The sequence below is a fragment of the Acinetobacter sp. S4400-12 genome (genome assembly GCF_024129495.1).
Taxonomy (GTDB): domain Bacteria; phylum Pseudomonadota; class Gammaproteobacteria; order Pseudomonadales; family Moraxellaceae; genus Acinetobacter; species Acinetobacter lwoffii_C.
Genome location: NZ_JAMXYB010000001.1, coordinates 43,175 through 56,520, shown reverse-complemented (window position 1 = coordinate 56,520; position 13,346 = coordinate 43,175). Strand labels below are relative to the sequence as shown.

The 13,346-nt window shown below is 46.8% G+C and carries 12 protein-coding genes; 7 read left to right on the top strand and 5 right to left on the bottom strand.

Annotated features, from left to right (window positions below):
- Nucleotides 1-76: 76 nt before the first annotated feature.
- Genes NI461_RS00245 through NI461_RS00235 form a run of 3 tightly spaced genes read right to left on the bottom strand, consistent with a single transcriptional unit; the run spans nt 77 to nt 2,496 of the window.
- The gene (locus NI461_RS00245) at nt 77-325 is read right to left on the bottom strand and encodes a DUF6587 family protein (RefSeq protein WP_174660378.1); all 249 of its coding nucleotides are present in this window, start codon (nt 323-325) and stop codon (nt 77-79) included.
- 57 nt (nt 326-382) lie between these two features.
- Nucleotides 383-2,239 carry a ferrous iron transporter B gene (locus NI461_RS00240; protein WP_253156044.1) on the bottom strand — a complete coding sequence of 619 codons (1,857 nt, stop codon included), beginning with the start codon at nt 2,237-2,239 and terminating at the stop codon, nt 383-385.
- The gene (locus NI461_RS00235; RefSeq protein ID WP_151204046.1) at nt 2,236-2,496 is read right to left on the bottom strand and encodes a FeoA family protein; all 261 of its coding nucleotides are present in this window, start codon (nt 2,494-2,496) and stop codon (nt 2,236-2,238) included. The genes NI461_RS00240 and NI461_RS00235 overlap by 4 nt, the downstream gene beginning before the upstream one ends.
- Nucleotides 2,497-2,670: 174 nt before the next feature.
- Between NI461_RS00235 and xerD the strand changes: the two genes are divergently transcribed.
- The 4 genes from xerD to thrC all read left to right on the top strand — a co-directional run bounded on the left by xerD (nt 2,671) and on the right by thrC (nt 7,127).
- Nucleotides 2,671-3,588, top strand: a complete 918-nt coding sequence (gene xerD, locus NI461_RS00230; RefSeq protein WP_253156043.1) for a site-specific tyrosine recombinase XerD — start codon at nt 2,671-2,673, stop codon at nt 3,586-3,588.
- A 100-nt stretch (nt 3,589-3,688) separates the two neighbouring features.
- Nucleotides 3,689-4,501 carry a DsbC family protein gene (locus NI461_RS00225; protein WP_253156042.1) on the top strand — a complete coding sequence of 271 codons (813 nt, stop codon included), beginning with the start codon at nt 3,689-3,691 and terminating at the stop codon, nt 4,499-4,501.
- Between the two features lie 124 nt (nt 4,502-4,625).
- A complete protein-coding gene (locus NI461_RS00220) occupies nt 4,626-5,930 on the top strand; it encodes a homoserine dehydrogenase (RefSeq protein ID WP_151204049.1) in 1,305 nt (434 codons plus the stop codon).
- Nucleotides 5,931-5,987: 57 nt separating this feature from the next.
- Nucleotides 5,988-7,127, top strand: coding sequence for a threonine synthase (thrC, locus tag NI461_RS00215; RefSeq protein WP_151204050.1), 1,140 nt, complete (start codon nt 5,988-5,990; stop codon nt 7,125-7,127).
- A 109-nt stretch (nt 7,128-7,236) separates the two neighbouring features.
- Here the strand turns inward: thrC and NI461_RS00210 are convergent, their stop codons facing one another.
- On the bottom strand, nt 7,237-8,286 hold the full coding sequence (locus tag NI461_RS00210) for a serine hydrolase (protein ID WP_151204051.1): 1,050 nt from the start codon (nt 8,284-8,286) through the stop codon (nt 7,237-7,239).
- Nucleotides 8,287-8,506: 220 nt separating this feature from the next.
- On the opposite strand from NI461_RS00210, the gene NI461_RS00205 reads away from it, so the two are divergent.
- From NI461_RS00205 to NI461_RS00195, 3 genes are read left to right on the top strand one after another with little or no spacing between them, the layout of a single operon-like run.
- A complete protein-coding gene (locus tag NI461_RS00205; RefSeq protein ID WP_151204052.1) occupies nt 8,507-9,142 on the top strand; it encodes a response regulator in 636 nt (211 codons plus the stop codon).
- Between the two features lie 18 nt (nt 9,143-9,160).
- Complete coding sequence (locus tag NI461_RS00200) at nt 9,161-10,723, top strand: ATP-binding protein (RefSeq protein WP_174660383.1); 1,563 nt, start codon at nt 9,161-9,163, stop codon at nt 10,721-10,723.
- A gap of 21 nt (nt 10,724-10,744) precedes the next feature.
- Entirely contained in the window at nt 10,745-12,160 is a 1,416-nt protein-coding gene (locus NI461_RS00195) for a sigma-54 dependent transcriptional regulator (RefSeq protein ID WP_262934050.1), read from the top strand.
- Here the strand turns inward: NI461_RS00195 and NI461_RS00190 are convergent, their stop codons facing one another.
- Nucleotides 12,161-13,336, bottom strand: coding sequence for a S41 family peptidase (locus NI461_RS00190; protein ID WP_151204055.1), 1,176 nt, complete (start codon nt 13,334-13,336; stop codon nt 12,161-12,163). It abuts the gene before it with no gap.
- Between the last annotated feature and the right edge of the window lie 10 nt (nt 13,337-13,346).

The window sequence follows — 13,346 nt, the reverse complement described above, 5'->3', positions numbered from 1 at the left end:
CGGTATTTTTTGTGTCAGTGCGTAAAAAAACCGTCATGCGCATGACGGTTTTTTGAAATCTACAACAATAGCGGCTTTATTTCCATTTGACCGCCTGGGCATCAGGCTTGTTGTGCTTAGCTTGTTCAGATACCGGGCAGGCACAGTTGCCACAACCACTGGCCATTGCAGGTTGCAGCCACTTGGCCAGACGTTCCCAGCCTTTGGTTGCACAGGCATCCGACAGTTTCTGAAAAAACGAGCGCGACGTATTCGGAAATACTTTCTTAAACACCACCAGCGTGCTCCAGAGCACCAGTACCGCTACAATTAAAATCTCAATCATTTCAGTCTCCCCTTCGCATCATAAGCTCAAGCATTTCGAGCATATGCCCGATCCGATTTAGCCAAAATAATGTGAAGCGATTTGGTAGGTCAGGAATGACATGAAATATGCCAGACCAAACAGGTAAATAGTCATGATACTGACCGTTTTCCAGGAACCGGTTTCACGTTTAACCGTCGCCAGGGTAGCCAGACAGTGTGGTGCATAGATAAACCAGACCAGTAAGGATAAACCGGTTGCCAATGACCAGCCCAAGTCTCCACCGCTACTGATCAGCGAGACCAGTCCCTCAGACATCGCATCTTCATCCACTGCCGACAAGGCATAGACTGTCCCCAAGGCGGCAACGACAACTTCACGCGCTGCCATGGCCGGAATCAGGGCAATACAGATCTGCCAGTTAAAGCCCAGTGGCGCAAAAATCGGTTGCAGCACATGACCCAGCATTCCGGCAAAGGAATAATCAATCGCAGGTAGGGTTGCATCTGCTGGTGGTTGCGGGAAAGTACACAGGAACCAGAGCACCACGGACAGCGCAAAGATGATACCGCCCACGCGTTTCAAGAAGATTTTGCCGCGGTCTACTAAACCGATCCAGACGTTTTTCAGGTCAGGAAAACGGTAGCTGGGCAGCTCCATCAACAGCATGTGCTGAGATTTATCTTTATAGAAAAATTTCAGTACAAAGGATACCGCCAGTGCGCTCAGAATCCCCGCCATATACAGGGCAAATAGCACCAGCCCTTGCAGGTTCATAAAGCCCCCTACCGTTTGTTCAGGAATAAACGCCGCAATCAGCAGTGCATATACCGGCAAACGTGCCGAACAGGTCATCAATGGTGCAACAAAGATGGTGGTGAGACGGTCACGCGGATCACTAATGGTGCGTGAAGCCATAATCCCCGGGACGGCGCAGGCAAAGCTAGATAACAAGGGAATAAAAGCACGGCCGGAAAGACCGGCCTTAAACATGAGTTTATCCAGCAGAAAAGCTGCGCGTGGCAGATACCCGGATTCTTCTAGCACCAAAATAAAGAAAAACAGAATCAGAATCTGTGGCAGGAACACGATGACCCCGCCGGCACCCGCAATAATCCCATCCACCACCAGGCTATTCAGTAGCGGATGAGCAATATAGGCGCCCAGAAATTCGCCCAGCCAGCCGAAGAATGCTTCAATTCCATCCATGAAAGGTGCAGCCCAGGCAAAAACCGCCTGAAACACTACAAACATCATGAGGGCCAGGCTGAGCAGGCCCAGAACTGGATGCAGGAAAATCTTGTCCAGAAAGTCGGTGCGCTTATCTTCCTGATCCACATAGTTGACCACATCTTTCAAAATGGTCGCAACCTGTTGATGGCTCTCACCACTTAAACCACTTAGTTCTGTCTGGGGTGCGGAAAACTTACCCTGCTCCAGCGCATTTTTCAGGTTTTCAATTCCTGAATTACGTACGGCAACCGTTTCAACCACCGGCACCCCCAGACGTTCAGACAATTTCTGGGTATTGATCTGCATCCCACGACGGCGTGCTTCGTCCATCATGTTCAGCACGACCAACATTGGCCGGCCAAGCGCGATCATTTCCAGAACCAGTCCCAGATGCAGTTTCAGGTTAGTTGCATCTACCACACATAAAAAGGCAGCCTGATGCGCTTCTTCAGCAATTTTCCCCTGTACCACGTTACGGGTAATTTCTTCATCCGGACTGGTGGCATCCAGACTATAGGTACCAGGTAAATCTAAGACACGTACCGCCTGACCTGAAGCTAGCTGAAAATTTCCAACCTTACGCTCAACTGTTACCCCGGCATAGTTGCCGACTTTTTGACGTGACCCAGTTAAGTGATTGAATAATGAAGTTTTACCGCAGTTCGGATTTCCAACAAGCGCAACACGCAAAGTATCACTCATGCTGAAACTCCCTGCTCAATTTCAATTTTAGCTGCTTCCGATTTACGTAAAGCAAAACGTGTAAAGCCGACCTGAATCAGGATCGGGTCTCCTCCGAAAATACCTTTGGTAATCACTTGAACCTGTGTGCCCGGTATAAAGCCTAAAGTCTCCAAGCGGTTTGCAACCACATCATGAGAGGCTTGCTGACTGTCCATCGTTCGATTGACTTTTCGAATGATGGCGGTCTGTTTTGCTTTTAAGTCTGACAAACGCACCGTGAAAATTCCTAAACCCTTTCGCACAGTATACAAACAAATGAGAATAATTAACAAATAAGATTCATTACTTTTCGATTTATTATGCGATGACATCGACACACCAGTAAAATTAAACTACAGTGCAGCATAAGCGTCAGAATTATCAAAGTTTAAACTACGACCCTCGCCATCATGCTGAATAAAAAACCCCGTATTCCTGCGCCTGTGCAGATTCCTGATCAATATAGCTTTTTACAAAGTTTCCGGGATTATCTGATTGCGCAGACCGTCAGTCCACATACGCGTAATGCCTATCTGTCCGATCTGCTACAGTGTGCCGACTGTCTCGCCAAACCTTTACCAGAATGGACACATGACGATATTTCCGAGGTTTTGGTGGCACTCACCAAACAGCAAAAAAGTCCGCGTTCGATTGCGCGCTGCTTATCTGCCTTGCGTTCTTTTTATAAATTTCTACGTGAACAGAAACTCAGAAATGATAATCCGGTTGCTGGCCATAAAACCCCTAAATTAGGTCGAGCCTTGCCCCAAGATCTATCCGAAGCCGATGTTGAAGCCTTAATTCATGCACCCGATACCAATACTGCTTTAGGTCTGCGCGATCGGGCCATGTTTGAGGTTTTGTATGCTTGCGGTTTACGGGTCACCGAACTGATTAACCTGCGTCTCGAGCTGATTAACCTGAAACAGGGCTATTTACGTATTGTCGGCAAAGGCAATAAAGAGCGTCTAGTGCCGATGGGACAAGTGGCCTGTGAATGGGTCGAAACCTATCTGCAAGATGCCCGTCCACAACTCTATAAGACGGCTACCGATTACCTGTTTCTGACCCAGCATGGCGGGATCATGAGCAGGCAAAACTTCTGGTATGCAATTAAGCGCTATGCTTTGCAGGCCGGAATTCAGGCTGAGCTATCGCCGCATACGTTGCGCCATGCCTTTGCCACCCATTTACTCAATCATGGTGCAGACTTGCGGGTGGTGCAAATGCTGCTGGGGCATAGCGACTTGTCGACCACCCAGATTTATACCCATGTCGCGCAGATCCGTATGCAGCAATTACATGCCACTCACCATCCACGGGCCTAGACACAGCTGTAAACAGAAAAACCAAGAAGTTTGACGTGTTCTGGTCTTTTTTTGTTATGCTACTGCTCTGTTTTTAGACCAAGAAAAAAAAGGGTTATTTATGACATTTGCCCATACCAAACTTTTTATCGCATGTGTACTTGCTAGCGGTTTAGGACTCAGTGCATGTTCCAATTCCGACAATGAACAAAAAAAGCAGGACAATCTGACCGCAAGTGCACCAGCGACGGGCGAAGCCTCTACCCTGAGTGAGCGTAATGCACAGCAGCGTCTGCTTTCAACGCTTGAAAAGCATTTTAAAACCGCAGGTATCAGTGCCAAGATCACAGATATTAAAGCCACTGAAGTTCCTAATCTGTCCTGGGTCAGTTTAGAAGGGATGGCGCCAGTATATGTAACAAATGACGGCAAATACCTGATTCAGGGCGATGTCATCCGTCTTGGAAGCAAGCAGCTCTACAATGTCAGTGAAAACCTGCAAGCCGGCGTCAATCAAAAAATCCTGGCCGAACTGGAAACCAAAGATCTGCTGGTCTATCCTGCCAAGACCAAAACCAAGCACGTGATTTATGTATTTACCGATGTCAGCTGCCCGTATTGTCATAAATTCCATGAGCAGATGGATGAAATGAACAGCAAAGGCATTGAGGTGCGTTATATTGCCTGGCCACGTGGAGAGCAGCATATGCCAGCCATGGAAGCCATCTGGTGTAGCAAAGACCGTCATGCCGCTTTTGATCAAGCCATTGCAGGCGGACAGATTCCATCGGCATCCTGTCAGAACCCTGTGAAAGACCAATATCAGATGGGTCTGAATATGGGCGTCAATGGTACACCGGGCGTATACAGTGCTGAAGGGGTTTATCTCGGGGGCTATATGAGTACATCCGAGTTATTAAAGCGGCTTAAATAACTAATTATCATGAGTTATTTTACTTTATTTTATAGATAAATATATTCTGGAATGACCCTAGAGTCAGGCGTTTTTTTTAGCTATGATCTAGAGTCGTAAAAACTGTTTATATTTGGAGTGTGACGTGAAACCAGTTCGTCTGGCAATCCTCGGTCTTGGTACTGTGGGTGGTGGTGCCCTTAAACTATTAAAAGAAAATGCTGCTGAGATTAAACGTCGCACCGGTCGTGAAATTCAAATTACCCATGTCGGTACGCGTCGCCCACGTACTGACCTGGACTTGCCTGAATCAGTCAAGCAGAGTGCTGATTTGCTGGACATTGTCCGTCAACCTGATGTCGATGTGGTGGTGGAAGTCATGGGCGGTATCCACCCTGCCTATGAGGTCATCATGGAGGCCATGAAACATGGCAAGCATATTGTCACAGCCAACAAAGCCCTCTTGGCTGAACATGGGAATGAACTCTTTAAAGCAGCTGAAGACAATGCCGTACAAATTGCCTATGAAGCTGCGGTTGCTGGTGGCATTCCGATTATCAAAGTGATTCGTGAAGGTCTGGCTGCCAATAAAATTGACTGGTTAGCAGGTATTATTAACGGGACAGGCAACTTCATTTTAAGTGAAATGCGGGAAAAAGGTCGTGCCTTTGCCGACGTACTTAAAGAGGCGCAAGAACTCGGTTATGCTGAAGCTGATCCGACCTTTGACGTAGAAGGGATTGATGCCGCACATAAACTGACAATTCTTGCTTCATGTGCATTTGGTATTCCGCTCCAGTTTGACAAGGTTTTTACTGAAGGAATCAGCAAAATCACGGCGCAAGACGTCAAGTATGCTGAAGACCTGGGCTTTCGTATCAAACACCTCGGGATTGCACGTCGTACAGAAGCCGGGGTTGAGCTGCGTGTGCATCCAACCCTGATTCCAAAAGAAGAACTGCTGGCCAATGTCAATGGCGTGAAGAATGCGGTACTGGTACATGCCAATGCAGTAGGCCCAACGCTCTATTATGGTGCTGGTGCGGGCGCAGGCCCAACTGCATCTGCGGTGATCGCAGACGTTGTTGATATTGTACGGGATATTTCCTATACCGAAGATGGTGCGGGTACCATTCCGCAACTGGCTTTTGAAAATCTGACCGATCTGCCGATTTTAAGCCGTGAAGAAATGACTACTGGCTATTACATCCGGATCAATGCCGAAGACCAGATGGGTGTACTGGCTGATGTCACCACGATTTTAAGTCGTGCTGGAATCAGTATTGATGCCATCTTGCAACAGTCACGCTTAAAAGACCTGATTCCAATCGTGATCCTGACTGATCCAGTCAAGGAAGCAAAAATGGATGACGCCTTAAAACAAATTCAAGCGCTTCCTGCTATTCATGGCGAAATCGTACGAATTCGTTTAGAATCGTTGGATAACTAATCGGGTTGGGAGGAGCCTCTCCTCTCGCCAAGCTCTACACACAATTGGAACATCATCATGTCGAATGCCAATCGTTATACTGGTTTAGTTGACCGCTATCGCGACCGCTTACCAGTGTCTGCAACTACTAAAGCCATTTCTTTGGGTGAAGGTAATACGCCACTGATTAAGCTTGAGAATATTCCACGCATTATTGGCAAAAATGTTGAAATTTATGTGAAGTACGAGGGCTTAAACCCGACTGGTTCATTTAAAGACCGTGGTATGACCATGGCAGTCACAAAAGCTGCTGAAGAAGGTTCAAAAGCCATTATTTGTGCTTCTACAGGGAATACCTCTGCTGCCGCTGCTGCTTATGCAGCCCGTGCTGGCATGAAAGCCTTTGTATTAATCCCGGAAGGCAAAATTGCCATGGGTAAAATGGCGCAAGCCATGATGTATGGTGCGATTACCATGCAAATCCGCGGTAACTTCGATGACGGTATGCGTCTGGTCAAAGAAATTGCCGATAAAGCCCCAGTAACCATCGTTAACTCGATTAACCCGTACCGTTTACAGGGCCAGAAAACGATTGCTTATGAAATTGTCGATGAACTGGGCCGTGCACCTGACTACCACTGCCTGCCAGTCGGTAATGCGGGTAATATTACCGCGCACTGGATGGGCTATACCGAAGCCGTTGCCAACCAGCCTGCAGATCAGTTTGAGCAAGTGATTTATGATGCTGAAACGGATCAGTTCACAGGTCCAAAACCGGCAGGCTTGCCGACTATGGTAGGCTACCAGGCTTCTGGGGCAGCTCCATTCCTGCGTGGTGCACCTGTTGCTGATCCTGAAACGGTTGCAACAGCAATCCGTATCGGTAATCCACAAAGCTGGAACCATGCCAAAGCAGTCGTACGTGATTCTCAGGGCTGGTTCGACGAACTGGAAGATGCAGAAATTCTTGAAGCACAGCGTTTACTTTCTATGTATGAAGGCGTATTTGTAGAGCCTGCTTCTGCTGCGTCTATTGGTGGTGCAATCCGTGACATCAAGGCAGGTAAAATTGCTGAAGGTTCTGTGATTGTCTGCACAGTGACTGGTAATGGCCTGAAAGACCCAGATACCGCAATCAAGCAGTGTGCTGATGCGGTGATGCTGTCGATTGATGCTACATTAGACCAGGTTCGTGATTCGATTCTGTCTAATATGTAATTAAATAAAATAAATAAAAAAACCCTGCACAGGCAGGGTTTTTTATTGCTGGACCGTTTAATCTGAGGTTTAACTTATCACAGGTTCGAGCTTCAGAAATAGCCAAGCTTTAGATCCGTTTTGGTAAACTGCTTACCCAGGTCATCAGACGGGTAGCATCATTGGTACGTGCCTGGGAGCTGTTTGCACCCAACAGGACCACTGCAACCGGACGGTTGTTCAAAGTGGTATGCATTACCACACAGCGTCCTGCTTCATTAATGAAGCCGGTTTTAGAAATATTGATATTCCAGCCACCATTACGCACCAGCGCATTGGTATTGTTTGACTTCAAAACGCGATAACCCAGATTGAAATCATAGCTTGGTGTAGTCGAGAACTGACGGATCAGTCCATATTGTGAAGCGGTATTCACCAGAATGCCGAGGTCACGCGCAGAGGCAATATTTCCAGGATGCAAGCCGGTGGATTCTAAAAAGCGGGTTGAGTACATGCCCAGCTCTTTGGCCTTGCTGTTCATTGCCGCAACAAATGCACTACGACCACCCGGATAGGTACGTGCCAAGGCTGCCGCAGCCGGATTCTCTGACTTCATCAAGGCAAATAGCAAAGCTTCGGCGCGGTTCATGCTGTCCCCCGCTCTTAAAGACGAGCTGGAGCTTTTACAGCCTGAACAGGAAAAGTCAGCTTGCTGCAAGGTAATTTGTTCAGACATATTCAAACGCGCATCTGAAATGACCACAGCAGTCATCAGCTTGGTAATCGAAGCAATTGGAAGAGCCGTATTGGTGTTTTTACTATAAAGCACCTCCCCGGTTTGAGCATCCATGACCAAGGCCGCACGCGCATTCACGCTAGGCTGGCTAATATTATGATTGGTATCCAGAATCCGAGGACTTTTTACAGCCGGCTGAACACTCCCACCCTGACGCAAGGTAGTGGTGATGGTCGCTGAGCCTGCCGGGCTAGGCTCTTCTGCAGCCACACTAAAGTCGTCATTCAGCAGCTGGTTTACTTCATCTGAAGACCAGCTGATACTACTGGCTCCGCCCTCTGCCGTACCGGAACGCATAATGATTTCAGCAAAGCTTATCGAACTTATGCTGAGCAACGTAGAAAGTCCCAATACCTGCATCAAAGACTTGTTTATTTTCTTCACTATTTCTTCACTCAACTAACCAGAGGTAAGATTGATTTGCGTATTACCTCTAATATGCCTTACATTTGAACACAATGCAGAACATTTTTTGTTCTGGACACTATGTGATAAGTTTCAGATTTAATCTTGCAAATAGGATTGCTAATTTTGTAGTTTCATTGCAAGCTTATTTTGCTTTATGTAACAAAAAAATGAGTTTTTTAACAGAGGGAGAGACTAGGTGATCACAGTGTTGGTTGTGGACGATCATGAATTAGTACGTACTGGGATTTGCAGAATGCTGGAAGACCATGCGGATGTCCAGGTCATTGGACAAGCTGAATCAGGTGAAGAAGCAATTACGCTGGTCCGTCAACATCATCCTAATGTCGTTCTGCTGGATGTGAATATGCCCGGGATTGGTGGGGTAGAAACCACACGTCGTTTGCTGCAAACTGCACCTGACACCAAAGTACTGGCAGTCAGTGGTCTGGCAGAAGAACCTTATCCTTCCCTGTTACTTAAAGCTGGGGCCAAAGGCTACATCACCAAAGGTGCTCCTGTACTGGAAATGGTTCGTGCCATCAACAAGGTAATGCAGGGCGGTAAATATTTTAGTGCCGATATTGCCGAGCAGCTGGCCAGCTCATATCTGTCAGATACTCAGCAATCGCCTTTTGATGCGCTCTCTGAACGGGAAATGCAGGTGGCGATGATGGTGGTCAATTGTATTAGCGCGCAGGAAATTGCCGATAAACTCTTTGTCAGCGTTAAAACTGTCAATACTTACCGTTACCGTATTTTTGAAAAGCTCAATATTGACAGTGATGTTAAACTGACCCACTTAGCCATGCGCTATGGCCTGATCAAGCCCTAGTTTTAAAAGTCGGTCCATATGGAACCTTCTCACTATTCACAGCTCAATCAATATCATCTGGGGATCTGGTATGGTGCTTATCGTCTGATTATCAGTACCGGTCTGCTGCTGATTTTTCTGCTGACCTATCCGAACCTGACAGCCGACTATCAGTATCCACAGCTCTATTATTATGCGCTGGGGATTTGGGTGGCGGTGAACGCGGTTCAGCTGTTCACGCTCAAATTTGTCCGGCGCTGGATTCAAGCCCAGTTTATTCTGATCTTTTTTACTGATGTTAGTGTACTCAGCCTGTTAACCCTGGCCACCAATGGTCCGAATCTGCATATCGGGCTATTGTTTGTCATTGCCATCTTTTCAGCTTCACTGCTACTGGATGCCCATAAGGCCTTATTTATCACACTTATTGCTGTAATTAGTGTGATTTATCAGCATTTTATTGGCAGCATTTTTGCCTTTTCTTCCTTAACCAATATCGGGAATAGTGCATTACTCGCTTTCCTGTTTTTTGTGGTCTATGGCAGTGGCCAGATTGCGGTCCGTCGCTTTCAAATTCTGGAGAATCTGAGCTTTTCCCAATCTCTTGAATTGTACCAGTTACAGAATATTAACCGCTATATTCTCGAGCAGATTGAAACCGGTTATCTAGTTCTGGATGAAAATTATCATGTGGTGCTGAGCAATCCAGCTGCCTGTCATCTGCTCGGCATAGAGCCTACCTATAGCCAAGAACGATTTTCACTCTATCATTCACAATATGACCTGTTTGAGTTGGTTCACTTTGAGAATCTGGAAAATGGGGAACAGTTCCAGTTCGAGTCCCAGCAAAGTCGCTATAACATTCATGTACAGGTACAAAAACTGATCGTTCCGCATCAGACCTTGATCCTGCTGGTTTTACAGGATGCGCAAAAGTTAAATCAAAAGGTGCAGCAATTAAAGCTTGCTGCGCTGGGGCAACTCTCGGCCAGCATCGCGCATGAAATCCGGAACCCTCTGGCTGCCATTGTACAGGCCAATGACCTCTATCAGGATTCAGAAAAAGAACAGCAGCATCTCCTGAACCAGATGATCAGCCGGCAGGCCAATCGGATTGACCGGATTATTCAGGACACCTTGAGCATGGTGAAAAACAGGGAAACGCATCCTGTCATGATTCATCTGAATGAATTCATTCCACTGTTTATTCAGGAAGATTTAGCCGATGTGGCTGATCAGATTCAGTTGAATAGCGATACGTCTCTTTATATTCAGTTTGATGAAGCCCAATTCCGTCAGATTCTGATTAACCTGATCCGTAATGCCATCCGGCACAATGCTGCCGATGCCGACCATATTCAATTGAATATTCATCCTTATCAGCATAAAGTATGGATTGATATCCGGGACTTTGGCACCGGTGTCGATGTACCGGATCAGGCGAAGTTATTCAAGCCTTTTTATAGCACCGCAATTAACGGTACCGGACTGGGACTGTATTTATCACATAGTTTTTGTGAAGCAAATCAGGCACAATTAAATTATATACAACAAGAACAAGGCGCATGCTTTCGCATTAGCTGCCAACGAATGATACCGTGAATATATTGAAAGGGGAAAATTGTGGAACAACAACCACTGGTCTTATTGGTGGATGACGAAGAGGATCTCTGTACCCTCATGCAGATGTCCTTGATGCGCATGGGAATACGTACACATATTGCTCACCGGCTGGAGGATGCTAAACAGCGCCTTACTGATCACCAGTATGATGCCTGTCTGACTGATCTGAATCTACCGGATGGCAATGGCCTGGAATTATTGCACTGGATTCATCAGCGCTGCCCTGATCTGCCTGTGGCTGTACTGACCGCCTATGGCAATATGGAAATCGCCATTGCGGCCCTCAAAGCAGGTGCATTTGACTTTGTCAGCAAGCCGATTAACCAGAAACATCTGGAACAGTTACTACAAAAAGCACTTAATAAACCAGTGGATTATGATCAACATAATGCCAATGATTCACTAGAATATAAGCTACTGATTGGCCAGTCTCTGCCCATTCAGCAGCTACGTGTCACTTTAAAGAAAATTGCTCGTTCTCAGGCGCCGGTTTTTATTACAGGAGAATCCGGTACCGGCAAGGAAGTAATTGCAAATCTGGTGCATCGCCTCAGTAATCGCAGTGAAGGGCCTTTTATCGCCATTAACTGTGGTGCGATTCCAACTGAACTGATGGAAAGTGAGCTGTTCGGACACAAAAAAGGCAGCTTTACCGGTGCCACCCAGGACAAGCAAGGACTGATCCAGTCTGCGCATGGTGGCAGTCTGTTTCTGGATGAAATTGCTGAATTACCTTTGAGCATGCAGGTCAAACTGCTACGCGCCGTTCAGGAAAAACGTATTCGCCCCTTAGGTTCAGATACTGAAATTGATGTCGATTTTCGGGTAATCAGCGCCAGCCATCAGGATCTGGATGCTCTGGTACAACAAGGCAAATTCCGTCAGGACCTGTATTTCCGGATTCATGTCATGGATCTGGTCCTGCCGCCGCTACGTGAACGCGGTCAGGATATTCTGATTTTGGCTGAGCACTTTATCCAGAAAATTTGCCAGGAATGGGATATTCCGGTGAAACCACTTTCTGGGCGCAGCAAAGAGTTTTTACTGGGCCAGTATTATCCAGGGAATGTGCGTGAATTACGCAATATTATCGAACGGGCCATTACCTTAAGTGATGAGGACAGGATTGATCTGCAACACCTGCAAAGCGCTCCTCTGCGCCATACAGCGCCTGTCCTGCAAGAGTCGACAAGCCATGCTGAACTTGCTTCTTCAGATCAGATTATTATTCCCAGAAAGCTGCCTGAAGAAGGTCTGGAATTATATTTAGAAAAAATCGAAAAAGAAGTTCTGCTGAATGCACTGAATATGACCCACTGGAACCGCACCTTGGCTGCGAAAAAACTGGGCATGTCCTTCCGCTCTCTGCGTTACCGCCTGAAAAAATTCGGACTGGATATCGAGGAAGAGGAATAATTATTTTTGCAGGAGCAGCAGGTCTGCGACATGATCCAGATAGCTCTCCTCACGTACTTCTGGGCCAAGCGGATAAGTCAGATGCGGCTGGATACCCAGCCCTTCAATCATCCGGCCGCTCGGGCTGAAGTATTGGGAGACGGTCATTTGCAAGGCTGCGCCATTACTGAGTGGAAATAGCTTTTGTACCACCCCTTTGCCATAGCTTTTCTCACCCACCACCCAGGCACGGCCGTGTTCTTTTAGGGCTGCGGTAAAAACTTCTGCAGCAGAAGCAGAGCGGTTATTAATCAGAATACCAACTTTCAGATTCTGAAATTCAAAGCTTGGTAAGGCCTGAAACTGCTGATTTCCTTCCGAACGGCTTTTGGTCGAGACAATAATGCCTTGATTAAGAAACAGGTCTGCTGATTCTACTGCGGCTGAAAGCAGGCCACCTGGATTATTGCGCAGATCAAACAGGACGGCTTTTAGACGGCTTGCCGGATAGCTTTCAATAATCCGCTGGATTTCATTCGCGGTATCCTGCTGGAATACCTTCACTTGCAAGACCAGCACCTGATTATGATGCAGACTGGATTTGATTTCTGTATCTACCTTGATATTCCGGACCAGCCTGATGACCGGACTTTGTGCCGATAGCTGGATGCTCAAGGTAGATCCAATTGCACCACTCAGCAATTGCCGTACCTGTTCACGATTCAGGCTGCTTAAGGCCTGATCATCAATCTTGTAAACGGTGACACCATTACGCAGGCCCTGTTTGGCAGAATCTGCATCTGGCCTAAGACCGTGTACTACCCATTGCTTGAGCTGGGAATTAAATTCCAGATCAAAATCGATACTGGCTAAATCACCTTCGGTGTACTGGCGCAACTGTTGATAATCTTCGGGAGATAAATAACGTGAATAGCGGTCCAGACCACTGACCAGACCCTGAATAGCTTGCTGAAACAGGGCATCATCATTTTTGTCTTCAATATAATTATCTTTGACAATGCCATAGATTTGTACAAATTCTTGAATGGAGGCTACCGGAGTTTCCGCATAAGTCTGATGGCCCATTTCCATATCGTCAAATGCCGGCGGCTCTTGCGGGCCGGCACTCCAGACGGAATGACTCCAACACATTAAGAAGCATGCGAGAATTACAGACTTGCCCTGTGTTTTAATCATTCTTATCCCT